Genomic DNA, 25,894 nt, shown 5'->3' on the forward strand with positions numbered 1-25,894 from the left:
TCCCCAAATTCAAGGAGTATTTATGTACATTATTTTTGATACCGAGACCACAGGATTACCAAGGAGTTATGATGCTCCAATGTCTGCTGATGACAACTGGCCCCGACTGGTCCAACTTGCTTGGCAGCTTCATGATGCCAAGGGTAAGCTGATTTCCAACAATAATTTTATTGTCAAACCAGAAGGTTTTACCATTCCTTATAATGCCGAGAAAGTCCATGGGATTTCCACTGATAGGGCTTTGAAGGAAGGGCATGACTTGGTGAAGGTCTTGGAGATTTTTCATCAAGACGTAGTCAAAGCGAAGTATCTGGTTGGTCATAATATTGGTTTTGATATCAATGTAGTAGGCTCGGAGTTTTTGAGAAAAGATATTCCAATGCAGCTTCAGCAAATGAAGGAGTTGGATACCAAAGATATTTCAACAGAATTTTGTGCACTACCAGGGGGACGAGGTGGGAAATTTAAATGGCCTACACTTACCGAATTGCATAAGAAACTTTTTGGAGTTGGATTTGAAGATGCCCATGATGCGGCTTATGATGTGGCAGCAACAGCCAAATGTTTCTTTGGTCTGATCACACAAAAAGTTCATCCTCCTGTGTCAGGAGTAGAGGTTTCTGAGGTAGTCTATGAAGAACCTCAATTGGAGGAAGCCAATTTTGTAGATGCAAAAGATGATCAGAAGGCAGCTGCAAAAGATGTCTTAAGAGCTGCTGGAAATGCTGACATTTCTGATTTAGTAGAAGTTCCTTTTTCCCATCTTCATGTTCACACGCAGTACTCTGTTCTTCAATCAACATCAGAAATTCCGGCTATGGTTGCCCTTGCCAAAGAAATGGGTATGCCTGCGCTTGCCATGACCGATCATGGCAATATGATGGCTGCATTCAACTTTGTAAAGGAAGCGTTAGCTAAAGAAATCAAGCCGATTATTGGATGTGAGTTCAATTTGACTAAGGATCGAAAGAACAAAAGCCAGAAAGATGATGGTTACCAAACAGTGCTTTTAGCAAAAAATAAATCAGGCTATCACAATCTTGCAAAGCTAGCCTCTTACGCAAATATTGAAGGGTTTTACTACGTGCCAAGAATCGATAGAGATGTTTTGGTGGAGTATAAAAGTGATTTGATTGCCACGACAGGTGGGCTGTGGGGAGAGATTCCATACTTGATTCTTAATGTGGGAGAAACACAAGCCGAAGAAGCTTTTATCTGGTGGAAAGAACAGTTTGGAGAGGATTTTTATGTAGAGCTAAGCCGTCATGGTATTCCTGAGGAAGAAAAAGTCAATGAAGTCCTCTTAAAATTAGCCAAAAAATATGGCGTTAAATATTTTGCTGCAAACAACACCTATTATAATCAAAAATCTGATGCCAAAGCACATGATATTTTACTTTGTGTAAAAGATGGGGAGTTGGTTGAGAAGCCAAAGAAATATATAGGAAAGCGTGGGAGAGAATTTCGCTATGGGTTTCCAAATGATGAATTCTACATCAAGAGTCCTGAGGAAATGAAGAAGCTTTTTGCTGACCTTCCAGAAGCCATTGCTTGTACCAATGAGATTGTAGAGAAAATTGAAACTTATAAACTCGCAAGAGAAGTTCTGCTTCCAAAATTCGATATTCCAGAAGAATTCAAAGATGCCCAAGATGAGGAAGATGGTAAAAAGAGGGGAGAGAATGCTTACCTCAGACACTTGACCTACGAGGGAGCTAAAAAAAGATATCCTGAACTTACAGATGAAATCAGAGAACGACTGGATTTTGAATTGGCGACAATTGAAAACACGGGTTATCCCGGATATTTTTTGATTGTTCAGGATTTCATCAGGGCTGCAAGAGATATGGGCGTTTCCGTTGGACCAGGAAGAGGTTCAGCAGCGGGTTCAGCAGTGGCCTATTGTACAGGGATTACGAATGTTGACCCGATCGCTTACAACCTCCTTTTTGAGAGATTTTTAAATCCGGATCGGGTTTCACTTCCCGATATTGATATTGACTTTGATGATGAAGGTCGTCAGAGTGTAATTGATTATGTAATTAAGAAATACGGTTCAAAGCAGGTAGCGCAAATCATTACTTATGGTACGATGGCCGCCAAATCTGCCATCCGTGATACAGCGAGAGTCTTGAACCTACCGCTTTCAGAAGCGGATAGACTTGCGAAGCTCGTTCCAGATATTAAGCTAAAAGCACTTTTTGCGCTTGCAAAGGATAGAGCGAAGCTGTCTGACAAGCTGAAAAATAACAATGAAGATATCGGAAAAGCGGATGAGTTAATCCGAATCTCCAAAGGTCAAGACGAAACCTCAAAGACAATCAATCAAGCGACCATGCTTGAAGGTTCTGTGAGAAACCTTGGGATTCATGCTTGTGGGGTGATTATTACGCCAGATGATATCACCAATTTTGTGCCAGTGGCTTTGGCCAAAGATTCGGATTTGGTTTGTACCCAATTTGACAATTCCGTGGTAGAAAGTGCAGGTCTACTCAAGATGGACTTCTTAGGTTTAAAGACCCTGACTTTGATCAAAGATGCTGTGAAGATTGTCAAAGAAAGACATGGGATTCTTCTTGATCCAGATAATTTCCCGATCGATGATGTGAAGACTTACGAGCTTTTCCAAAGAGGTGAAACAGTCGGGATATTCCAATATGAATCTGCTGGAATGCAGAAGTACATGCGGGAATTGAAACCAACAGTTTTTGCTGATTTGATTGCCATGAATGCGCTTTATAGACCAGGACCGTTGGCTTATATCCCGTCATTTATCAAGAGAAAGCATGGGACAGAGCAGATTTCCTATGACTTGGATGACATGAAGGAATTCCTTGAGGAGACTTATGGGATTACAGTTTATCAGGAGCAAGTGATGCTACTTTCTCAAAAATTAGCAGATTTCACCAAAGGTGAGGCGGATGTTTTGAGAAAGGCGATGGGTAAAAAGCAGAAGGACGTTTTGGATAAAATGAAGCCAAAATTCATCGAACAAGCAGCTGCTAAAGGTCATGATGCAAAGAAACTTGCTAAAATTTGGACGGACTGGGAAGCTTTTGCTTCTTATGCTTTCAATAAATCCCACTCGACTTGCTATGCATGGATAGCTTATCAGACAGCTTATCTCAAGGCGCATTATCCTGCAGAATACATGGCTTCAGTACTCAGCAATAATATGAATGACATTTCGCAGGTGACTTTCTTTATGGAAGAATGTAAGCGAATGGGTATAGCTGTTTTGGGTCCTGATGTCAATGAATCCAAAAGTGGCTTTACTGTAAATCAAGAAGGAAAAATTCGCTTTGGACTGGCTGCTGTCAAAGGATCTGGAACTGCCGCTGTGCAGTCTATCATCGAAGAAAGAGAAAAAGCGGGACCTTATCAAAATATTTTTGATTTTACAAAAAGGGTGAATTCCAAAGCCGTAAATAAAAAGACTTTAGAATCTCTTGCTATGGCGGGAGGATTTGACTGTTTTCCAGAACACCATAGAAGGCAGTATCTAGAATCAGTGGATAATGACGGGACAGTGTTGGAAAAAGCGGTGAAGTACGCCCAAAAAGTACAGCAAGAAGCAGACAGCTCACAGGTGAGTTTGTTTGGCGGAGGGACAGGTATGGAAGTGCCTTTGCCAAGTTTTACTCCAATAGAGCCGTTCAGTCAATTGCAGCAATTGAATATTGAAAAAGAGGTGGTTGGACTTTATATTTCTGGTCATCCTTTGGATCAATTCAGAGTAGAAATAGAATCTTTTACCAATACTCCTTTACCGGAATTTTCAAATATGGATATTCTTCGACAAAAAGGAGACATCAAAACAGCAGGATCTGTATCTAGCTTTGCTCATCGTACAACCAAAACGGGTAAGCCTTTTGGAACCTTGACTTTAGAAGATTATCATGGGGCACACACGTTCTTTATTTTTGGGGATGATTATGTGAAGTTCAAAGAATACTTTATGACGGGTTGGTTCTTGTACATCACAGGTTCAGTTCATCCAAATAAATGGAAGGAAAATGAATTTGAGTTCAAAATCAATAACATCACCTTGTTGGATGAGATTCGAGGTAAAATGATCAAAGGTCTTCGGGTAAATATTGATCTAGATGACTTGAGTTTGGATCTTATGGAAAAATTAGAAAAGATCACTGCTAAGTATAAAGGTGAAGCCAAGTTGTATATCAATGTAATTGACAGTAAAGAAAATATCACCCTTGATTTGATGTCCACAAAATTCAAAGTTGACCCATCTAATGAGATGATCCAAGAATTGGGACAGCTGCCGGAGGTGGTGTATCAGATCATTTAATTATGGATTGGAAGAACTTGGCCGCCGTGGGGGAGGGGAAAAGATTGTAAAATTAAAAGATTTTAAAATTTGGGAGAGTTCAAGCTATTGTAAGGTTTTCAATTGGGTTGGTGCTATAGCTCATTCATAAAAATATAGAGTCAAGTTTAGAGGCTTTAGCCAAATATCTTAAACTCTTTCGCTTCTTGAATCTTGTCTCTTTATTCTAATTTCATAAGTCTCTTATCTCATTTCTATCCTTAAAAATGAACTTATTACAAATGAATTAACTTTAGTATTATATTTGAAAATTAAGAAACATTAAAATTTGTATAGAAATGGCAAAAGCAATTGAAATTACTGACTCTAACTTTGAAGAGATCATGAAATCTGAGCAGCCGATCCTAGTGGATTTTTGGGCTGAGTGGTGTGGACCTTGTAAAATGATCGGACCTGTAGTTGAAGAACTAGCGGGTGATTATGATGGGAAAGCCGTAATTGGCAAAGTGGATGTAGATTCCAATCCTGCTGTAGCAGCACAGTTTGGAATCAGAAGTATCCCAACCCTTTTGTTTTTCAAAGGAGGTCAGATTGTAGATAAGCAAGTAGGTGCAGTTCCAAAGTCAGTTTTGGCTCAAAAGCTAGACGCACAGCTTTAAGCTCATAAAAAATAAATTTTTGAAAACCGTAAAGTTAAATCTTTACGGTTTTTTGTTTTACTAATTGGCTTAAAGTAAATAGATGGGCCTCCTTTCTTGAGTTTTTTGGAGGTTTATACGATTATAAAATTATCTAAAAAATGTTGAATTTATAAGATTGGTTTATACAAAAAAGTGTATTTTATTAATGAACATAATTTAAATTGTTCAAAATTTTTTAAACTAAAAATTTGCTTATTTATTTATTTATTTAGGCTCTATATGATTTGTAGTGGGTAACTGAAACAAAAGTTAAGAAAGTCTTAAATTTGTTTGATGAACAGCAACCAGATTTTTGAGATGGCGCTTTGCTTGGAGAAGCCTTGGCAGATAAAAGAAATAGTAATGACTAAACCTGATGGAGTAAATCAAGGTCAGATAGATATTCATATTGATTTTGAAAGGGGACACAAATTCCATGGAGGTAAGACCCACGATACTGTTGAAAGAACATGGCAACATCTCAATTTTTTTCAGCATAAATGTTTTTTGCATGCAAGGGTTCCAAGAATACAAACAGCGGATGGCAAAACTGAGACCGTTAAGGTTCCATGGGCGCGTCCTGGCAGTGGTTTTACGCTAATGTTTGAGGCTTACAGTATGCTGCTCATTGAGTCTGAAATGCCTGTAACCAAAGCAGCTGACATTATGGATGTATACCCCCAACGCATATGGAACGTGTTTTCATATTGGATCAACAAGGCCCATAAGTCTGCAGATCATTCAGGAATTGAGATATTAGGAATAGACGAAACATCCTCCAAGAAAGGCCATTCTTACGTTACTGTAGCTGTTGATATGGACGAACGGAAAGTAGTCTATGCAGTGCCTGGAAAAGGTGCGGATACAATTGACAAAGTTGCTAAACATCTTGAAAATAAGGGCTGTAAAAGAGAACAGATAAGACAAACCTGTATAGACATGTCACCTGCATTCGTATCAGGAATTCTACATAACTTCAAGGATGCTTCGATTACTTTTGATAAATTCCACATTGTCAAATTCATCAATGAGGCTATGGATAAAGTTCGAAAACTTGAGCGAAAGGAGTTTGCTATGTTGAAGGGATATAAATATACATTCCTGAAAAATAACCGAAACCTAAGTGAAAGTGCCAAAGAAGATAAATACAATATTCTGATGCTGATGCCAAACTTGGCAAATGCTTACAGATTAAAGGAGCTATTCAATGAATTCTGGACTTTTAAGGATAAAGAACAGGCAACAGCTTATCTAGCATATTGGTGTGACCTTGTAAAAGAATCCGGAATCTTTCCTTTTATTGATGCTGTAAAGACAATTCAAGCACATTGGTTCGGGATCATAACCTATACAGAAACCAATTTGACAAACGGCATACTCGAGGGTATTAATTCAAAAATCCAATTGGCAAAAAAAAGAGCAAGAGGTTATAGGAATATCTCCAACTTTATCAACATGATTTACTTCATCTCTGGAAAACTCAAATTCGACTACCCACTATATTCCACCTAGAGCCTTAAATTTACAATTCTTACATTATTCGTTAGTTTTAGTTTAACTGCACAAACAACAAATCCACCTGAGGAAGAAGAAGAATCAGAAGAACCAGGTTGTGCTGCTATTGTTAGATGCTCTGAATCTAGTGAGGTTTCGTGTACAGGTGAAGTAGTATGTTCAGCTAATGCCATTGAAAGATGGGTTAAATGTGATAACTCACTTAGGAAATATTGTTGATAATTAATTCAATGAAGTTAAGTAGTTTAAAGTTCAGGGACACCAATTTGATTATGTCTCTTTTTTTATTTATCTGTTGCACGTCAGAACAGAAGGAACTGGATTTGTCTTTAAAATTAGAGGCTTCTTATTTTGGTGAAGGTGCAAAAGAAGAGTTCCCGATGCGTCCACCAATTGGAATGTCATATCTTGATGGTAATCTTATGTTTGCAGAATCAGGAGATTTAGCAAGACTTCTAATTGTCAAGGATAATTTTAAAGTTGTAGAAAAGATAAGTCAAGCAGGGGAAGGGCCAGATGATTTGGTGTTTATAGAAAAGCCAACTCTATATAATAAAAAGTACTTTTCAATCCCAAGCCTTGAGAAATATAAAATCTTTGATTCGCAGGGAAATTTTTTCAAAGAAACCTTAACAAAGCAGGTTTCAATGGAATTTCATTCAGCATGGTTGGGAGATTCTACCATTGTTTATACTGCTGTTGAAGGGGATGCCCCAATTAATCGATTTAATATTAATACGGGAGAATTAGATTTTTTTGGTAGTTGGTCTAAAATAAAAGGATCAAAGACAAAAGTAAGAGGAATGAGCACTGGGGATGTATTTGTTTCTAATTCTGGTAATCATTTTGTTTTAATAAGACATTCTGATCCGATTGTAGATCTTTTAGATGGCGAATTCAACTTAGTAGCACAATTGGATTTAAGTGAGTATGTTGATCATATAAAGGAAACCCTTTCCTTTTATGAAACCAAAATTAATAAAGGTGACCCTTCTGAAGATTATTACTATTTAATTGGAGACGCTTATCAAGATGGTAATTTAATCTTCTTATCAATCTTTGAAAATTATGAAGTACAGGAAAGTAAAAAACCACTTTTGAGGCAAAATAAAATTATCGAAATAGAAATTCTTGAAAGTAAAAAAACATTGAAGTTTAATGCACATTTTGATCTTTCTGATGGAGGCGATTACTATAATTGCATCACAGGAGATAGAAATACTCTTTTTGCTTTTAATGTACGGACATATGGAATAGACGTGTTTAATTTGCCATAAATTAATTCAACTCACTTAGATTCGAGACCCCACCAGATACAATAAACTTCATGATGTCTGAACTTTTGACATTGTTGAGAATTCGTACATTATGTCTTGGTACAAGGTAAAGGTTACCAGAGAAGTTATAGCTATGGGGAAAGTAGATGGCTACAAGGTTTTCTTCTTCCAAAATACTCAAATCATCTTGTGTAATAAATCCCAATCTTGACATGCCTTCTGAGAGCTTGACGATTACAGGGATGTTGAATTTTTTCTTATCACCTACAAAAGCTGACATCAAATCTTTGATACTTGTATAGACGATATTGATCAGGGGGATTTTAAAAATCCATTTTTCAAAGATCTCAAAGAGGGGCTTTGTTATAAACAAGCCTGCCAGATATCCTACAAAAGTAATGAAGCCCAACATGATCAAAATCCCCAAACCAGGTACAGAAATTGGAATAATGCCATCAAGGAAATTGATCGTCAATATGATAATATAGATCGTAAGGGCTAGTGGGATGACAAATAGAATGCCTCTGAAGAAGTAAGTAATGAATCTTTTGTATGTAAATGACATATTGAAAATATTAGAACTCAAAACTACAAAAAAAAAGCCTCAGATTTCTCCGAGGCTTTTTTAAAAGAACCTTATTAGGTTGATTATAAATCAATACCCATAAATGACATAAATGCTATTCCCATCAATCCAGTAATGAGCATCGTGATGCCAAGACCTTTTAGACCATTAGGAACATTTGAGTATTTTAATTTTTCTCTGATGGCTGCCAAAGCAATGATTGCCAAGAAGAACCCTGTACCTGAACCGAAACCATATACTGCTGATTCTGCCAAGGTATAATCTCTTTGTGCCATGAATAGTGAACCACCAAGAATCGCACAGTTTACTGCGATCAAAGGAAGGAAGATACCCAAAGCGCCATATAGTGCAGGTGCAAATTTCTCTACTACCATCTCTACCAATTGTACCATGGCAGCAATGATGGCAATGAACATGATAAACCTCAAGAAAGACAGATCAATTGTGGCAAAAGTTGCTCCTGCCCATGATAAAGCTCCTTCTTTCAATACATATTCATTCAAAAGCCAGTTCACAGGAATTGTTACTGTCAATACGAAGATAACAGCTGCACCAAGACCTAAAGCTGTACTTACCTTTTTGGAAACTGCCAAGAATGAACACATTCCCAAGAAGTAGGCAAATACCATGTTGTCAATAAATATTGATCGTATAGCTAAATTAAATAATTCCATGTCTCTTTATTTATTAATGTTCAACATATCCTGTTTTGGTACGCTGTACCCAAATGATCAATCCTAAGATGATAAATGCACCTACAGGAGATACCATCAAGCCATTGGTTGCTAAGCTGAATTCACCACCGAATAGACCGCTGATACCATCATATACTTGAACACCAAATACTGAACCTGAGCCCAATAACTCTCTGAAGAAAGCTACTGCCAAGATAATCCAAGAATATCCTAAAGCATTTCCAAATCCATCAAGGATTGCATCATAAGGCTTATTTCCCAAAGCAAAAGCTTCCAAACGACCCATTACAATACAGTTGGTGATAATCAGACCCACGAATACGGAAAGTTCTTTGTACATATCATAAGCAAATGCTTTCAAGACTTCATTTACCAATGTAACCAAAGTAGCAACTACTGCTAACTGAACAATAATCCTAACTCTAGATGGAATCGTTTTTCTCAATATTGAAATAGTCAAGTTAGACATTACAATTACAAAGATTACTGAGATTGCCATTACTAGAGTTGGCTGCATCTGAGTGGTCACCGCTAAAGCTGAACAAATACCCAATACCTGAATGGTGATAGGGTTGTCATCTACGAGAGGGTCAGATACTAATTTTCTTCTTCTTTTAGAAAGAAGTGCCTCTGCTGGCTTTTTTACTTCTACTTGTGCTGTTTCTGTACTCATTATATAAAGATTGAAACGTTCAAAATCAATTTAATATCGCTACTTCGGTGTTAGTTCCAGACTTTCTTTTTTCTAGATAGGGTTTGTAGTGACCAATGTAGTTTTTCAACATATCATTAACCCCATTTGCAGTAATGGTTGCTCCTGATAAGCCATCCACCTTATGCACCTCTCCATCATAGTCTTTTCCTTCACCTTTTTGCATGATTACAGCTTGTAATTCGCCATTTTCATCAAAAACTTTTTTGCCTTGATATCTCGCTTGTACGCCGTTTTCAGTGATTCTTGCTCCAAGACCAGGAGTCTCACCTTTGTGTGAGAAAGTAACACCTTCAATGGTATTCAAGTCAGTCTGAAGAGCGACATAGCCCCAGATTTCGTCCCAAAGACCTGCACCATAAACTGGAAGAATGTAAGACTCCACAGATTCTTCGTTGCCTTCTTCATGATAAATGAAAATTGGGTAAAGTCTGTCAGCTGGCGCTTTTTTGTAATTTTTACCTACATTAACCGTCTCTGCTACTACAGGATTGCCTTCTGAATCTTGCTCTACTTCATTGCCTTCAATGTCCACTACTTTAGAAGCGATTCTTGATTCATAATAAGTGAGAACTTCTTCAGGTTTCAAAGCTTTCAATTCTTCTGGAGCCATAACAGCACCCAAGATTTGCTCTTTGTTGTCCAAATCTTCGGCTTTCTTCTGAATTGGTCCTAAAACTTGAGAAGTACCTGAAAGTAATAACCCTAAAACTACTGTAAGGATTATTGAGAAAGTGATGATATAACCGTTAGACTGTTGCACGTTGTAACCTCCTTTTCTTGTTTGCTTTTACTACATAATAATCGATCAAAGGTGCAAAGACGTTCAAGAAAAGAACGGCAAGCATAATACCTTCAGGATAAGCTGGGTTTGTTACTCTAATGATGACAGTCAATGCTCCTATCAAAAGACCATAAATCCACTTTCCAGTTTCTGTTTGAGCGGCTGATACAGGGTCAGTTGCCATGAATACAATCCCGAAAGCCAATCCTCCCATCACCCAATGATATTCAGGACCCATCGCCATGTATTCATTTACTGCTACTAGGTTCATAATGAAGCCCATTACATATGCGCCAGCAAAACCACTTACTATGATTTTCCAACTTGCTACTCCTGTACCGATTAGGATTGCTGCACCAACAAGTGCCATTAGCGTAGATGTTTCACCAATCGAACCTGGAATCCAACCCATAAATAAGTTTGCGAATTCATAAATTCCGGAACCTAAAGCACTGTTGTGTGAGGAGAGCGCTGTATTCACTGCTTCACCTTCTACTCCAGCATTGTATGCTACTGCAAGGGCCGTCGCTCCTGAAAATCCATCTACCGCAGCTTTATCTCCTAAATATGTCCATACTTGGTCACCCGAAATCTGAGCAGGATAAGCGAAGTATAAAAATGCTCTAGCAGTCATGGCTACGTTCAAGATATTCATCCCTGTTCCACCAAAAACTTCTTTTGCAATCACTACTGCGAAGATTGTCGCTAAAGCAACTTGCCATAATGGCATAGTCGCAGGAACAACCAAAGGAATCAACATCCCTGTCACCAAAAAGCCTTCGTTGATTGGGTGCTTTCTGATTACTGCAAAAGCTGCTTCAACCAATCCACCTGCAGCATAAGCCACGATGACAATTGGTAATACTAGGGTTAAACCTAAAATCGCTTTATCTGCAAAATTATCCCAAAGTCCAGCTGTTTGACCTGTAGCCAAAAAATGCTGATGACCTGTATTATAAATACCAAACAATAAACATGGAATCATGGCAATCACTACTGTGATCATCATTCTTTTCAAATCTATTGCATCTTTTACTTGAGCTCCTTTAATGCCATTTGTATGCTTTGGTGAAAACAAAAATGTCTCACCTGCTTCAAATGCATAATAAAGATTCTCTAATTTTCCTCCCTTTTGAAAAAGGGGCTTCTGCTTGTCCAACAGATCTCTTAGAAACTTCATATTGATTAACTGTATTGAATTAAGTCTATACCTTTTCTAACTATTTCCTGTACTGGGTGTTTGGAAACATCTACAAATTCACATAATGCAAGATCCTCTTCTACTATTTCGTAGATTCCAAGTTCTTCCATCTCGTCAAAATCTTCAGCCATGATAGCTTTCAATAAATATACAGGAAGGATATCCATCGGAGTTACGCTTTCAAAAACGCCTGTCTGCACGAATGCTCTTTCTTCACCTCTTACGTTGGTGTCCAAAACAAACTCCTTGCTTGGCTTCAAGAATGAAAGTAATCCTAAAGCTCTGTGAAAGCTCAATTTATCTGCTGTTGGCTTCATCCAGCCTAAGAATTCATGATATTCACCTTCTGGAAGTAAAGTGATTTGGTTACTATAGTAACCTAAATATCCATCTTTATTAATTTTTTCACCTGTCAAAACATTTCCTGAAACTACCCTTGTTTCTGGTGCTATTTCAGATTTTTCATCTTCTTGGATATTGCCATTTACCATGGTGTCTACACAAGCCCCAATGAAGGTTTTAGTGTATGCAGCATTTTTCGCTCTTGAGCCAGTGATGGCAATTACTTTTGAGGCATCATATTTTCCTTCAAGGAATAATTTGCCTATTTGAGTCACACCGAAGGGTGTGATTGTCCAAGCAATTTCCCCTTTGTTGACTGGATCAATATGATGTATTTGAACACCAACATTTCCAGCAGGGTGTGGGCCAGAAAATTTATTGATTTGTGTGTTTTGAACATTGGCAAATACGGCAGGTACTTCCGCATCAGCGTTCAAATTCAAGTGAATAAGACCATCCGTTAGTTTTTTCAAAACATCTATTCCAGCTTGAAAATATTTCTCCTCTCCCTTTAGCGTCACTGCATAATCTGGAGCTAAAGGATGCGAATCAAAGCCTGAAATGAATATAGCTTTTGGGCTATCAGCAGGATTAGCCACAATCCCAAAAGGTCTTTGAATGATTTGAGGCCAAACCCCACCTTTGGTAAGATTGGCGATAGCATCTTCCCTAGACAGGTTTTTTATGGAGGATTCTGAGAATTTCTCGAAACTTTCATAGCTGATTTCTGAATCTGCCAAGATTTTGATTTCTAATAACTTTCTCTTTTCACCTCTTTTGATCTCAACGATTTCACCAGAAACTGGTGCGACATACTGAACTTGCTCCAGTGCTTTGTCGAATAAAATCGGAGTTCCAGCCTTTACTGTGTCACCTTCGTTTACAGTAACTTTTGGTCTTTGTAAACCAATAAAGTCCGTAGGTTTGATTGCAAAGGTCTTTGCTGGCTGGAATTCTACAAGCTTCTTATCAGCTTTTCCAACGAGCTTAATGTCGAATCCCTTCTTAAGCTTAACTAGTTTTGACATATTATTTTGAACTGTATGGTCTTTTGAAAAACGCCTCAAATCTAATAAAATACATCAGTTATTAGAAGATAATTCTGTTATTATTTGTCAGCGAGTTGCTAACTTAACATACTTATTTGAGGCCTTTTCAGTTAATTATTTTCTAAAGCAAGGTTATGTTCAAGCGAGGTAATATGTGATTTGATTTGCTCCATGAGCCACATTGGAGTTGATGTGGCACCACATATACCTATTTTATCTTCTGATCTAAACCAACTTGGGTCTATCTCAGATTCGTTTTCTACAAAATAACTTTTTTCGTTTTGGCTTTTACATACTTGATAAAGCGCCTTCCCGTTTGAGCTTTTTTTACCAGAAACGAAGATGATGACGTCATTCTCTTTTGAGAAATTCAATAATTGAGGTTCTCTGTTTGATACTTGTCTACAAATGGAGTCATTGGCATTGAAATCAACTTCCGTTAAAGTCCCTTTGGTCTCTTTGATGCGATTCTCAATTCGCTCTTTCAATTCATAAAATCCTTTGGTACTTTTTGTAGTCTGACTGAATAAAGTAACCGGTTTGTTGAAATCGATTTTATCCAAATCTTTTTCTTCCATCACGACTATGGCTTTCTCTAAAGTTTGTCCTGTAAGACCAATTACTTCCGCATGTCCTTTTTTACCATAGATGACGATCTGTCCTTTTTCCTTTTCCATTTTGTCAAAGGCAGTTTTTACTCTATGTTGAAGTTTCAATACTACAGGACATGAAGCGTCAATCAATTCGATGTTATTTTCTATAGCAGTTTTATAAGTTTCAGGTGGCTCGCCATGTGCACGAATCAAAACCTTACAATTTGTCAATTCTTGAAGTTTTTCGCGATCGATCACTACCAGACCCTTTTCACTAAGTCTTTTGACCTCCATGTCGTTGTGGACGATATCACCCAAACAGAAAAGCTGATCGGATTCTTGCATTTCATCTTCGGCCATTTTGATGGCGAATTCTACACCAAAACAATAGCCTGAATTTTTATCGATGGTAACATTCATATTACAGCTGTTTTTAGCTAATTTTTTCTTTAGCTAGTGATAGGATTTGTTCGACTTGGTCATCAAATTCTAATAAACTTGTATCTATTTCAATGGCATCTTTCGCTTTTATAAAAGGACTTTCAACCCTAGTTGAATCCATTCTATCCCTTTCACCAAGGTTTTCTTTGATTTTTTCTAGCGCTATCAATTCACCTTTTTCCAAGATTTCCTTTTGTCTTCTCGCTGCTCTAATCGATAGATCTGCCGTCATAAATATCTTTAATTCTGCATGCGGAAAGACTACAGTTCCAATGTCCCTGCCATCCATGACAACTCCCTTAGATTTTCCAAGTTTTTGTTGTTGTGCAACAAGTGAGTGTCGAACTTCTTTTAATTTACTCACTTCACTAACGTAATCTGATACGCGCATGGTTCGGATTTCTTGCTCTACATTGAGACCATTTAGGAAGGTTTCTTGAGTTTGCTTTTCAGGATCGAAATGAAAAGTTATTTTGAGACTATCTAAAGCATTATTGACTTCTTTGATATTTGTGAGAACAGTATGATTATTTAAAAAGTGTAAAGTTGCAGCACGATACATGGCTCCAGAATCAATATAAGTGTAGCCGAGTTTTTTGGCTACTGCTTTGGCTGTAGAACTTTTCCCGCATCCTGAAAATCCATCTATTGCAATTACGATTTTACCCATTACTAAAAGTTGTCTTGCTTTTTTCTTTTCAGCAGCAAATATAGGGGTTTTAAATCTATTTCTTCTAGGATACAAATGTATTCTTGTATCTCAAGTTTGGTGGAGAATTATTCCTTAAATTTGCTCTTATTCAAATCAAAATGTCAAAGAAATGAATTGTTTTTGTGTAGAAGGTCAACTTATTGATATTGAGAATCGTGTGATTTTTTCTGCTGAAATAAAAATAGGTTCTGGAAAAATTATTTCCATTAGAAAGATCCAACACAATAGTAAGTTGCCCTACATTTCTCCTGGTTTTATTGATGCGCATGTTCATGTGGAATCTTCCATGCTGGTACCTTCAGAATTTGCAAGATTGGCTGTGGTTCACGGAACCGTAGCTACGATCTCAGATCCACATGAGATTGCCAATGTATGTGGAATGGAAGGGGTGAATTACATGATTGAGAATGGAAAAAAGGTCCCTTTCAAATTTTACTTTGGAGCACCTTCCTGCGTGCCTGCAACACCTTTTGAAACTGCTGGAGGGGAAATCACTGCCAGTGATATCAATAAACTTTTGGAGAGAAAGGAAATCGTTTATTTGGCAGAGATGATGAATTGGCCCGGAACTGTCAATAGAGATCCTTTGGTCATGGAAAAGATTGCTTTGGCAAAGAAATACGGAAAGCCTATCGATGGTCATGCCCCAGGACTGAAAGGAGATCTAGCAGCCAAATATGCCTCTGCAGGAATCACTACAGACCTCGAATGTTTTACCAACGAAGAAGCGCTTGATAAGCTTCAATTGGGAATGAAAATCGCAATTAGAGAGGGAAGTGCAGCAAAGAATTTTGATGCACTAATTGATTTGATTGATGATTACCCTTCAATGATTATGTTTTGCTCGGACGATAAGCATCCTGATAATCTGGCAGAATCACATATCAACGAATTGGTGTCTCGTGCGGTGAAGAAAGGTAAAAATCTTTTCGACGTGTTAAAAGCTGCTTGTATCACGCCTATTCTTCATTATCGATTAGATGTAGGTATGTTAAAAGTTGGAGATCCTGCGGATTTTATTTTGATTGAAGACCTTGAAGATTTCAAGGTGAATGCCACTTATATCAATGGGGAATTAGTCGCTAAAAATGGCACGACACTTATCAAAAAGGTGGAAAATAAAATCATCAATAATTTCGAGACTTCGCTCAAGTCAAGTACTGATTTTCAGTTGAAAGCCAATGGTGCAATTGTACGAGTGATTGAAGCTTTGGATGGACAATTGATCACACCTGAAATACTTGGTCAAATCAGCATTCAAGATGGATTTGCAGTTGCAAATGTAGAATCAGATATTTTAAAAATCACAGTAGTCAATCGTTATAAAGAGGCAAAACCTGCTGTAGCTTTTATCAAAAATTTTGGATTGAAATCAGGTGCGATTGCTTCTTCTGTAGGTCACGATTCTCACAATATCATATCAGTGGGTGTGGATGATGAATCAATAGCCAAAGCCGTTAATTTGTTGATCGAAGTAAAAGGGGGAGTTGCGGCAGTTGATAAAGAGGAACAAATCGTGCTTCCGCTTCCTGTTGGTGGGGTTATGTCTGCTGAGGATGGATATGAAGTAGCCAAAGCCTACACGAAAATTGACCAAATGGCAAAGAGTATGGGTTCCAAGCTCCAATCTCCTTTTATGACATTGAGTTTTATGGCTTTATTAGTCATCCCAGATTTGAAATTAAGTGACAAAGGGCTTTTTGATGGACAAAAATTCGAGTTTGTTGATGTCTTTACAGGTTAAAATCAACCGATTACATAATTTATGCAATGAATTTTTCAAGATCAAAATTTGGAGTTTTTTGATCATGGAGAAATAGATTTTATATTAAAGAATAGGAGATCAGTTTTTTATATTGATATTTAAGAAGAAAGCAATCTATAGACGGATTTGATCCGTATTTTTCAAACTTCTGGTTTCATAGGAAGTTAGTATATTAGTAAAAAATATAACCCAAATAAATAACAATAACATATGATGAATTTTGAGCTCAATGAAAATCAGGCGATGATCGCCCAGATGATTAAAGATTTTGGAGCAAAAGAGATTACCCCATTTAGAAAAGAATGGGACGATAAGCAGCATTTTCCAGTTGAAGTATTTAAGAAGCTAGGAGAACTTGGTTTGATGGGCGTATTGGTCCCTACTGAGTACGGTGGTTCTGGTTTTGGATATTTTGAATATGTGACTGCTATTTTGGAATTGTCTAAGCTTGACCCTTCTATAGGATTGTCTATGGCAGCGCACAATTCTCTTTGTACTGGACATATCATGATGTTTGGAAATGAAGAGCAAAAAAGAAAATACTTGCCAAAACTTGCTACTTGTGAATTTTTAGGTGCTTGGGGATTGACAGAGCCAAACACAGGTTCTGATGCAGGCAATATGCGCACTGTGGCAGTTGAAGATGGTGACTATTATGTCATCAATGGAGCGAAAAACTTTATTACGCATGGAGTCTCTGGTGATGTTGCAGTGGTGATTGCAAGAACAGGAGAAGTGGGTGACTCACATGGGATGACTGCATTTGTGGTTGAAAGAGGTACGCCAGGATTCAAAGGTGGTCGCAAGGAAGATAAGCTTGGGATGCGTGCATCTGAAACTGCTGAAATGATATTTGAAGATTGCAGAGTTCACAAAAGTCAGATTCTTGGTGAAATAGGCGATGGGTTTATTCAGTCTATGAAAATCCTTGATGGGGGTAGAATTTCTATCGCCGCATTATCATTGGGAATTGCAGAAGGTGCTTTGGAAGAGTCAATTCAATACTCCAAAGAAAGGCAGCAATTCAATCAGCCTATCAGTAGATTTCAAGGGGTTTCGTTTAAGTTGGCAGATATGGCTACGCAAGTAGAGGCAGCCAAATTATTAACTTTCAAAGCTGCAGACCTTAAGAATAGAGGACAAAAAGTAACCCTTGCTGGAGCAAAAGCAAAACTTTATGCTTCTGAAGTTTGTGTTTCTGTTTCCAATGAAGCAGTTCAAATCTTCGGTGGTTATGGATTTACAAAGGATTATCCAGTAGAGAAATATTACAGAGATTCTAAGCTTTGTACAATCGGTGAAGGAACTTCTGAGATCCAGAAATTGGTGATATCGAGAGAGATATTGAAGTAGTCAACGGACGACGGTCAACGGTCAATGGAGTTTAATTGCACTCTCCTAACTTATGAAGATTGTTCGTAGCTTTCATTTAGTTGATTTGATAGATAATCACGTAGTTATATTAAAAGTCTAACCCTTCCAAAGTTTCGAACTTTGGAAGGGTTTTTTATTCCAAGCTTTTCCAGTTTCTGATTTGAACACCTTCTCTTTCTTGGTGGAGATTGCCCGCATAGACCAGTTTTAATTCAGTTTCTGGAGCTAATTTTTTGAAATATTTCAGTCCTTTCAGAAAATCTGAGTGATAAGTTTCAGAAGATTTGATCTCATATGCGATCAGTTTTCCATTTTTTTCTTGTATGAGGTCAAGTTCATTTTGGTTACTGTCTCTCCAGTAATATAGATTTGGGACATGTCCTTTGTTAAGTTCTTTTTTGATTAAGTCAAGGATAATAAGGTTTTCAAAAACAGCACCTCTTGCAAAATGCAATTTAAGGTCTTCTTCCTTGCGAATGCTTAAAAGGCTACTTAATACTCCAGTATCATAGAAGTATACTTTTGGTGTTTTCAATATTCTTTTGTTGAAATTTTTGTAATAAGAAGGTAGTCGAAATGCAATAAATGATGCTTCGAGTACAGAGAGCCAAGAGTTTATTGTTTTTTGATCTATCCCAAGTTCATTGGAGAAGTTGCTTTGATTGAATATCTGACCGGCTCTTCCAGCCAATAATTGTAGGAATTTTTGAAAACTATTCAAATCCTTAATGTTTAATAATTGCCTAACATCCCTTTCTATATAAGTTTGTATGTAGTTGGGATAGAAATCTTCGGGAGCTATTTCATATTTGTATTTTCTTGGGTATCCTCCACTGACAGCCATTTCCTCCCATGATTTTAGACTATAGTTTTGACGAATTTCATCCAAAGAAAATGGCATTAGATGCAGAATAGCCACCCTTCCAGCCAGAGATTGAGAGATTTGGTTTGATAAGAGGAAATTTTGAGAACCAGTCAGAATATACTCCCCAACTTTCCCCCTTTGATCAGTGACGACTTGTAGATAGGAAAAAAGCTCAGGAACCCACTGTACTTCATCTAATATTGCCCCATCCTTATAAGTATTTAAAAAGCCTATAGGGTCATTTTTTGCATAATTTCTTTCTTCAGGTAGTTCCAAATTTACGTAGGAGTATTCTGGCTGAATCATTTTTGCAAAAGTGGTTTTTCCCGATTGCCTTGGCCCACTTACAACTAAAAATGGAAATTTTTCCAATAAAGCCATCGCTTTTTCTTGTAAATCTCTTTTTATCATTTTATGAAAATTTGGAATTCAATTCCTAATATGCATAAAATATTTGATAATGAAAATACTTAATGGTCTAAATTAGGTAATTTTAGATTTTATTTCATTTCAATGGTTGTACATGTTTTGTTCTATATTATGTTATATTCTAGTTATATTTAGCGCGTGCTGAAAAACGTCATTTGTAAAGTTAATGGCATTATTTTGAATGAGTAGTCTGTTTATTAGGCGTAAGGTTTATCAGCAAGTACAAGCTTTTGAGTTGAATTAAGAGGGATTTTATTTAGATTTCCATATTGTATAAATCCGGAATTAATTTCGGATTTGTACAAAATATCAGAGTATTCAAAATTTTTTTAAAAATAGAAACATTCACTTGGACATACCAAAAGTAATCATGATCTTGAAGAAGCTTTTAGGTGAAGTTGTGTTAAAATGAGTTTTTTAAATAATCAGAATACATGAAGAAAATATGTTTAACTCTTTTTTTATTTAGCATTCTTAGCTTGTTAAGTTGTGAAGACAAGAGTTCAACAAGTCGATCACTTGATTCTACACCAAGAAAATTTGATGATGCAGTTACATTGGTTTCTGTTGACACAATATCTATTTCTATTGGACAAAGTACCAATGTGTTTTCTAATTATCTATCAAAAAAAAGAATCAAAGGCAAGGATTATTTGGGACTTGTAAATGAAAACACCAACCAATTAGAGTTTTATGGATTGTCGGATGATGCAGAGAATTTTAGCATCAAATATCAACAAGAAGGACCCAATGGAGTCAGAACAATCAAGGCATTTGAAGTTTTGTCTGACAGTACGCTATTGATTGGGAGTTCTTGGCGTCGTGAATTGTATATTTCAGATTTTAGTGGTAATCTTCTAAATAAGATAAATTCAGTAGAGAAGGATAGGGCTGACAGGAAGCCTTATGTTCAGATTTACTACACAAACAAACCATTAATTTTTAGGGAAAAAACTCAATCTGTTTTTACTTTCTCTGGAGCAGATCAAGATTACTTTTCTCCGGGATTGTGGTCAGGTACTTATTTTGTGGAAATCTTAACCCTCGAAGGGCATGAAATGAAGCATACTTTGAATTTGCCTGAACATTTGTCACAATTGGTATATGGAGGTTTTTTTTCACATAGTTCACACTTATTAAAAGATGAAAATCAAATAGTAATTAGTTTACCCTTTCTAAATGATTTGTTGGTGTATGATTTAGATTCTGAGGACATTTCTTATGCAGAAGCTGGTCATAGCAGTTTTGGAGATCTTCTTCCTTTAGATAAGCCGATTCCAAGTAGAGACGAGCAGGATTATATTGAAAGTTACACTTACCGTGAGATTGCTTATGATGATAAAACTGGTTACTTATATAGGTTTGCCTATGAAGGAGTGGATTACAAGGATTTGGATGGCAGAAGAAGGACATGGGATAATAAAAAGCCATCAATAATTATTTTAGATAAGGAGATGAAGAAGGTAGGGGAATATGTACTCCCTCAAAACCAATTCTATACAAGGATGTTCTTTACCTATCAAGGAAAGTTATATGTTTCAATCAATCATCCAGATAATAATCCGTCTGAAGATGAGTTGATTTTTGTAGGATTAAAACCGGTTGATAAGTTATGAGAAAGGTGGAATTACGTTTGAAAATGTGGATAATCAGCTTCTTAAAATCTCTAAACATTTAGAAGAGAGCTAAACCCTCAAACATTTCAGGTTTTATTGATAATCAATCAGTTATTAGAATAAGTCTAATGAAATCTGTAAGGTTTTTATCGCTATAAATAAATCAATTATTGCAATATGGAAAGAATTGAAAGAATACTAATAGAGCAGATTATGGAGATTGACACAGATAAATAATCAGTTTTAATCAGATCAATCAGCTTTTTAGATATTCTCGACATCAATTTAGTGTTATACTCAATATCAAAATAATCATTAATATGTCCTTTATCTTGTTTTTGAAACAATTTTCAGAAAAATATTAATAATTACTTGCGCATAATAATAATAATAACAATATTGGAAGAGCTTTTAGGTTGAAGCTGCTCTGTAAAGAGTTTTTTAAATTTATAAATCGGAATACGATGAAAAAGAAAGTAAGATTATTAGTAGCAGGTGCCATGTTGGTATTGTTTTCAGGAGGAGTTTACCTCGAAGTGTCAGCACAACGAGTTGGGGAAACAGGTTGGAAGAAATGGGATGGAAAAAACTGCTGTACAGGATCTGGCAGTTGTCTAGTTACAGAAGCAGGTAATTGCTAAAATCAATCAATTTAAAAATTTTCATCCCTCTTGCTTCATGGGCAAGAGGGATGTTTTTTTAAAATCAGGAAATATGGAAAAAAAACATTTACTTCTTTTTTTATTTAGCATTATTAGCTTAATAAGTTGTGAAGAACAAGCTTCGACGCGTCATTCACTTGATCCTTCACCTAGAAAATTTGATAATATTATTACATTGGTTTTTGATGATACGTTATCTATTCCAATTGGACAAAGAACCAATGTGTTTTCTAGTTACATATCAAAAAAAAGAATCAAAGGCAAGGATTACTTGGGACTTGTAAATGAAAACACCAACCATTTAGAGTTTTATGGATTATCAGATGATGCAGAGAATTTCAGCATAAAATATCAACAAGAAGGCCCCAATGGAGTCAGGACAATCAAGGCATTTGAAGTTTTGTCTGATAGTACACTATTGATTGGGAGTTCTTGGCGTCGTGATCTGTATGTTACAGATTTTAGTGGTAATGTTCTGAATAAGATAAATTCAGTAGAGAAGGAGAGGGCTGATGGGAAGCCTTATGTTCAGATCTACTACACTGAAAAACCATTGATATATAGGGAAAAAAATCAATCTATTTTTACTTTCGCTAAAGCTGATCAAGATTACAATTCACCTGGGTTATGGTCAGGGACATATTTTGCTAAATTTTCATTGCTAGATGGTCAAGTCATGGAGCATTCATTAAGTTTACCAGAGCATTTGTCGACTTTAGTATATAGTGCTTTTTTTTCGCATAGCTCACACTTACTATATGGAAAGAACCAATTGATAGTTAGTTTACCATTTTTAAATGATCTTTTAATTTATGATTTGGATTCAGAGACGGTTACTTACGGAGAGGCGGGTCATAGTGAATATGGTGATATATTACCACTCGATAAACCAAGCCAGGATCATGACGAGCAAGAGTATTTAGAGAGTAATTCATACCGTGAGATAGCTTATGATAATGAAACTGGTTACTTGTATAGGTTTGCCTATGAAGGAATGGATTACAAGGATTTAGATGGCAGAAGAAGGACATGGGATAATAAAAAGCCATCAATAATTATTTTGGATAAGGAGATGAAGAAGGTAGGTGAATATCATCTTCCTATAGATCAGTTTTACACAAGGATGTTCTTTACCTATCAAGGTAAGTTATATGTTTCAATCAATCATCCTGATAATAATCCTTCTGAAGATGAGTTGATTTTTGTTGGAATAAAACCGGTTGATAAGTTATGAGAAAGATGTTTTTAGTGGTGCTTTTGGTAAGCACTTTTGCGTGTACAAGTCAAAATACACATAAGGAAGAATTTGGTAAATTGGTTGATTTATTGGCAGATCAAATGTCTGATGAAATTGAAGCAGTAGTGATAATTCCATTGGAAAATGCATGCTCCTCCTGTTCCCAAATGACAATCGTTAAGTTACCTAGAATGGAAGAAATTGAAAAGTCTTCCATACATTTGATCTTCACGGCTCGCTCTGGAAAATTGATTGAGGAGACGCTTACAGATGCAGGTCTAGAAGATTTTCAAATACAAAAAGACCCCAAATATGAAGCATGGAAAATGGGAATGGTTGACAATAATCCATCCTATTATTTGCTGAAAGGAGGAAAATTAATCGAAAAAGGAGGGATTACTTTTGAAAATGTAGATGAACAGCTTCTCAAAATCTCTAAACATTTAGAAAAGAGCTAAATCCTCAAACCTTTCAGGTTTTATTTATAATCAATCGGTTGTTAGATTTAGTCTAATGAAACCTGAAAGGTTTTTCTCGCTATACATATTCAGATTATTGCGAATTTTAGGAAAGAATTAATTGAACACTGATGATGCAGAATCAACGGATTGACACGTATAAGAAATAAGTAATCATAATATCAATCCCGATTCATGAAACACTTTGAATCAAAAGCGTGAAATCAATTTAAACCATTCCTCCCACACCCAACAAAAGATAAATACCAGCAGCTAATGCTGCACCTACGATTGGTCCTATAATGGGCACCCAGCTGTATGCCCAATCACTTTCTCCTTTTCCTCTGATAGGTAAGATTTGATGCATAATCCTTGGTCCAAGGTCACGGGCAGGATTGATCGCATAACCTGTGGTTCCTCCCAAGGATAAGCCAATTACCCAAACCAAAAAGGCTACAGGCAATGCACCAAGTGATCCCAAACCAATCGGCGTATTGTTTCCATCCAGTAAAATGGGTTCTGTCGAATATAGAATCACGATAATCAGAACAGATGTTCCTACGATTTCTGAAATCAGATTTGAGGGTAAATTTCTAATGGCTGGAACAGTTGCAAATGGAGCGAATTTCAATCCGGGATCATCTGTCGCATCGAAATGATCTTTGTAAACCAGCCAAGCGATTCCTGAACCAAACATAGCTCCGAGTATCTGTGCGAAAACATATTTAGGGACATCTGCCCAAGGAAAATCTCCTGCGATGGCCAAGGATAAACTAACTGCTGGATTAAGATGCGCACCGCTATAAGGTCCCGCTACGACCACTCCGATAAAGACTCCAAGTGCCCAAGCTGTGGTGATGACTATCCATCCACTGTTTTGTCCTTTGGTTTTATTCAATACCACATTGGCCACAACGCCCGAACCCATTGCGAGAAGGAGAGAGGTGCCAACAAATTCTGCTACGAATGCATCCATTATTCGACCCAATTTTTAGATCTTTCAACTGCCTTATGCCAAAAATGTAGATATTTTTCGACTTTTTCCTTATCCATAATTGGCTCAAAGCTTTTGTCTGCCTCCCATAAGGATTTGAGTTCCTCTTCATCTTTCCAAAATCCAACGGCCAGTCCTGCTAAAAATGCCGCTCCAATGGCAGTAGTTTCTATTATTTTTGGTCGAGTAATTTTGCAGCCTAAAATGTCGGATTGGAATTGCATTAGGAAATTATTTGCAGTTGCGCCTCCATCTACACGGAGTTCTTTGGTGACTTCTCCACTGTCTTTCTCCATGGCTTTGAGGACATCATTGACTTGGTAAGCAATGGCTTCCAAAGCAGCACGTGTCATGTGTGCGATGGTCGTTCCACGGGTTAGTCCAAAAAATGCCCCTCTTGCATTCTGATCCCAATGTGGTGCTCCAAGTCCTGAGAGGGCTGGAACAAAATATACTCCATCATTATCATCCAGACTGATTGCTAACTTTTCACTTTCCTTGGCTTGTCCAAACATCTCCATTCCATCTCGCAACCATTGTATTGCTGCACCTCCAATGAAAACAGATCCTTCTAATGCATAGTTGATTTTTCCATTGATTTTCCAAGCTACAGTCGTGAGTAGTTTGTTTTGTGAAGTCACTGGCTTTTCACCAGTATTCATGACAAGAAAACAGCCTGTACCATAAGTGGTCTTGGCCATCCCTGATTGCGTACAAAGTTGTCCGAAAAGTGCTGCCTGCTGATCTCCGGCTACTCCAGAAATCGGGATCTTGTGCGAAAGAATATCCCCTGAAGTCTCACCTATAAGTTCAGAACTTTCTTTGACTTCAGGAAGCATATTTTCAGGGATATCGAAGAGCTGAAGGAGTTCTTGATCCCATTTTTCTTCATGAATATTATAAATCATTGTTCGGCTGGCATTACTGATATCGGTCGCATGGGTTTTGCCACTTGTAAGTTTCCAAATCAGCCAAGTATCGATTGTCCCAAAAGCCAATTCACCTTTCTCAGCACGTTCTCTTGCGCCTTCAACATTATCCAAAATCCATTTGATTTTAGTAGCAGAAAAATAAGCATCGAGAATTAAACCTGTTTTTTTTGCAATGACTTCAGCTTTCCCTTCCGCTCTCAATTCATCACAATAAGCGGATGTTCTTCTGTCCTGCCATACTATGGCATTATTTAATGGTTTACCGGTTTTCCTATCCCAAACTACAGTTGTTTCCCTTTGATTCGTAATTCCGATAGCTGCAATTTCAGAAGCTTTGATGCCTTCATTGGCAAGAGATTCGATCATCACTGCTGATTGAGTAGCCCAAATTTCTTGTGGATCATGCTCTACCCATCCTGATTTGGGAAAATGCTGTTTAAAATCTTTTTGAGCAACAGAGATAATTTGTCCTTTCTTATCAAAAACGATTGCTCTAGAACTCGTCGTTCCTTGATCTAAGGATAAAATGTATTGAGGCATGGGTTTATTTTTTAGGTATTGTTAGATGGTTGAATGTTGTAGAAATAGAGGTGAAATATAGATGTGAAATATTGTGGGAATATGATTGAAATAAAATTGATGTAATTGGGAGCATCATACATATGTTCTTTGAAGCTATATTTCAAT

22 protein-coding genes are annotated in these 25,894 nt (G+C 37.0%); 10 read left to right on the forward strand and 12 right to left on the reverse strand.

The annotated features are described in order from the left end of the window. The first annotated feature begins 22 nt into the window (after positions 1 to 22). From dnaE to BELBA_RS08150, 3 genes are all read left to right on the forward strand, one after another. On the forward strand, positions 23 to 4,309 hold the full coding sequence (gene dnaE, locus BELBA_RS08140; RefSeq protein ID WP_014772250.1) for a DNA polymerase III subunit alpha: 4,287 nt from the start codon (positions 23 to 25) through the stop codon (positions 4,307 to 4,309). 317 nt (positions 4,310 to 4,626) lie between these two features. Then, positions 4,627 to 4,947, forward strand: a complete 321-nt coding sequence (gene trxA, locus BELBA_RS08145) for a thioredoxin (RefSeq protein ID WP_014772251.1) — start codon at positions 4,627 to 4,629, stop codon at positions 4,945 to 4,947. Between the two features lie 315 nt (positions 4,948 to 5,262). After that, a complete protein-coding gene (locus BELBA_RS08150; protein WP_014772252.1) occupies positions 5,263 to 6,480 on the forward strand; it encodes an ISL3 family transposase in 1,218 nt (405 codons plus the stop codon). Here BELBA_RS08150 and BELBA_RS08155 read toward each other — a convergent pair. Continuing rightward, positions 6,477 to 6,656 carry a hypothetical protein gene (locus BELBA_RS08155; RefSeq protein ID WP_014772253.1) on the reverse strand — a complete coding sequence of 60 codons (180 nt, stop codon included), beginning with the start codon at positions 6,654 to 6,656 and terminating at the stop codon, positions 6,477 to 6,479. The two genes, BELBA_RS08150 and BELBA_RS08155, sit on opposite strands and share 4 nt — an antisense overlap. A 150-nt stretch (positions 6,657 to 6,806) precedes the next feature. Between BELBA_RS08155 and BELBA_RS08160 the strand changes: the two genes are divergently transcribed. Then, positions 6,807 to 7,760: a hypothetical protein gene (locus BELBA_RS08160; protein ID WP_157466073.1), complete on the forward strand. Its 954-nt coding sequence runs from the start codon at positions 6,807 to 6,809 to the stop codon at positions 7,758 to 7,760. 1 nt (position 7,761) lies between these two features. Here the strand turns inward: BELBA_RS08160 and BELBA_RS08165 are convergent, their stop codons facing one another. The 8 genes from BELBA_RS08165 to cmk all read right to left on the reverse strand — a co-directional run bounded on the left by BELBA_RS08165 (position 7,762) and on the right by cmk (position 14,833). Further along, positions 7,762 to 8,325 carry a DUF502 domain-containing protein gene (locus BELBA_RS08165; protein ID WP_014772255.1) on the reverse strand — a complete coding sequence of 188 codons (564 nt, stop codon included), beginning with the start codon at positions 8,323 to 8,325 and terminating at the stop codon, positions 7,762 to 7,764. Positions 8,326 to 8,408: 83 nt separating this feature from the next. Then, on the reverse strand, positions 8,409 to 9,020 hold the full coding sequence (gene nqrE, locus BELBA_RS08170) for an NADH:ubiquinone reductase (Na(+)-transporting) subunit E (protein ID WP_014772256.1): 612 nt from the start codon (positions 9,018 to 9,020) through the stop codon (positions 8,409 to 8,411). 13 nt (positions 9,021 to 9,033) lie between these two features. Further along, positions 9,034 to 9,714 carry an NADH:ubiquinone reductase (Na(+)-transporting) subunit D gene (locus BELBA_RS08175; RefSeq protein ID WP_014772257.1) on the reverse strand — a complete coding sequence of 227 codons (681 nt, stop codon included), beginning with the start codon at positions 9,712 to 9,714 and terminating at the stop codon, positions 9,034 to 9,036. Positions 9,715 to 9,739: 25 nt separating this feature from the next. Continuing rightward, a complete protein-coding gene (gene nqrC, locus BELBA_RS08180) occupies positions 9,740 to 10,516 on the reverse strand; it encodes an NADH:ubiquinone reductase (Na(+)-transporting) subunit C (RefSeq protein ID WP_014772258.1) in 777 nt (258 codons plus the stop codon). Further along, positions 10,503 to 11,717: an NADH:ubiquinone reductase (Na(+)-transporting) subunit B gene (locus BELBA_RS08185; RefSeq protein ID WP_014772259.1), complete on the reverse strand. Its 1,215-nt coding sequence runs from the start codon at positions 11,715 to 11,717 to the stop codon at positions 10,503 to 10,505. The genes nqrC and BELBA_RS08185 overlap by 14 nt, the downstream gene beginning before the upstream one ends. Before the next feature lie 5 nt (positions 11,718 to 11,722). Then, a complete protein-coding gene (locus BELBA_RS08190; protein ID WP_014772260.1) occupies positions 11,723 to 13,108 on the reverse strand; it encodes a Na(+)-translocating NADH-quinone reductase subunit A in 1,386 nt (461 codons plus the stop codon). A 131-nt stretch (positions 13,109 to 13,239) separates the two neighbouring features. Continuing rightward, entirely contained in the window at positions 13,240 to 14,142 is a 903-nt protein-coding gene (locus BELBA_RS08195) for a 4-hydroxy-3-methylbut-2-enyl diphosphate reductase (RefSeq protein ID WP_014772261.1), read from the reverse strand. Positions 14,143 to 14,155: 13 nt separating this feature from the next. Beyond that, the gene (gene cmk, locus BELBA_RS08200; protein ID WP_041779583.1) at positions 14,156 to 14,833 is read right to left on the reverse strand and encodes a (d)CMP kinase; all 678 of its coding nucleotides are present in this window, start codon (positions 14,831 to 14,833) and stop codon (positions 14,156 to 14,158) included. A gap of 151 nt (positions 14,834 to 14,984) precedes the next feature. Here cmk and ade point away from each other — a divergent pair, with 151 nt between their 5' ends. Next, positions 14,985 to 16,619: an adenine deaminase gene (gene ade / locus BELBA_RS08205; protein WP_014772263.1), complete on the forward strand. Its 1,635-nt coding sequence runs from the start codon at positions 14,985 to 14,987 to the stop codon at positions 16,617 to 16,619. Between the two features lie 234 nt (positions 16,620 to 16,853). Beyond that, positions 16,854 to 17,993 (forward strand): acyl-CoA dehydrogenase family protein, encoded by a 1,140-nt coding sequence (locus BELBA_RS08210; RefSeq protein ID WP_014772264.1) that lies wholly within the window; start codon positions 16,854 to 16,856, stop codon positions 17,991 to 17,993. A gap of 154 nt (positions 17,994 to 18,147) precedes the next feature. On the opposite strand, the gene BELBA_RS08215 is transcribed toward BELBA_RS08210, so the two are convergent. Further along, a complete protein-coding gene (locus BELBA_RS08215) occupies positions 18,148 to 19,290 on the reverse strand; it encodes an ATP-binding protein (RefSeq protein WP_014772265.1) in 1,143 nt (380 codons plus the stop codon). Between the two features lie 452 nt (positions 19,291 to 19,742). Between BELBA_RS08215 and BELBA_RS08220 the strand changes: the two genes are divergently transcribed. The 4 genes from BELBA_RS08220 to BELBA_RS08230 all read left to right on the forward strand — a co-directional run bounded on the left by BELBA_RS08220 (position 19,743) and on the right by BELBA_RS08230 (position 23,281). Beyond that, a complete protein-coding gene (locus BELBA_RS08220; protein ID WP_014772266.1) occupies positions 19,743 to 20,924 on the forward strand; it encodes a DUF4221 family protein in 1,182 nt (393 codons plus the stop codon). Positions 20,925 to 21,388: 464 nt separating this feature from the next. Further along, positions 21,389 to 21,565, forward strand: a complete 177-nt coding sequence (locus tag BELBA_RS19645) for a hypothetical protein (RefSeq protein WP_014772267.1) — start codon at positions 21,389 to 21,391, stop codon at positions 21,563 to 21,565. Between the two features lie 73 nt (positions 21,566 to 21,638). Further along, positions 21,639 to 22,820, forward strand: coding sequence for a DUF4221 family protein (locus BELBA_RS08225; RefSeq protein ID WP_014772268.1), 1,182 nt, complete (start codon positions 21,639 to 21,641; stop codon positions 22,818 to 22,820). Beyond that, positions 22,817 to 23,281, forward strand: coding sequence for a hypothetical protein (locus tag BELBA_RS08230; RefSeq protein ID WP_041779290.1), 465 nt, complete (start codon positions 22,817 to 22,819; stop codon positions 23,279 to 23,281). The genes BELBA_RS08225 and BELBA_RS08230 overlap by 4 nt, the downstream gene beginning before the upstream one ends. A 229-nt stretch (positions 23,282 to 23,510) precedes the next feature. Here the strand turns inward: BELBA_RS08230 and BELBA_RS08235 are convergent, their stop codons facing one another. Both BELBA_RS08235 and glpK read right to left on the reverse strand, forming a co-directional pair. Then, complete coding sequence (locus BELBA_RS08235) at positions 23,511 to 24,257, reverse strand: MIP/aquaporin family protein (RefSeq protein WP_014772270.1); 747 nt, start codon at positions 24,255 to 24,257, stop codon at positions 23,511 to 23,513. Further along, positions 24,257 to 25,747 carry a glycerol kinase GlpK gene (gene glpK / locus BELBA_RS08240; RefSeq protein WP_014772271.1) on the reverse strand — a complete coding sequence of 497 codons (1,491 nt, stop codon included), beginning with the start codon at positions 25,745 to 25,747 and terminating at the stop codon, positions 24,257 to 24,259. Before glpK ends, BELBA_RS08235 begins: the two co-directional genes overlap by 1 nt. Positions 25,748 to 25,894: the final 147 nt, after the last annotated feature.

Source organism: Belliella baltica DSM 15883 (genome assembly GCF_000265405.1).
GTDB classification, from domain to species: Bacteria; Bacteroidota; Bacteroidia; order Cytophagales; family Cyclobacteriaceae; genus Belliella; species Belliella baltica.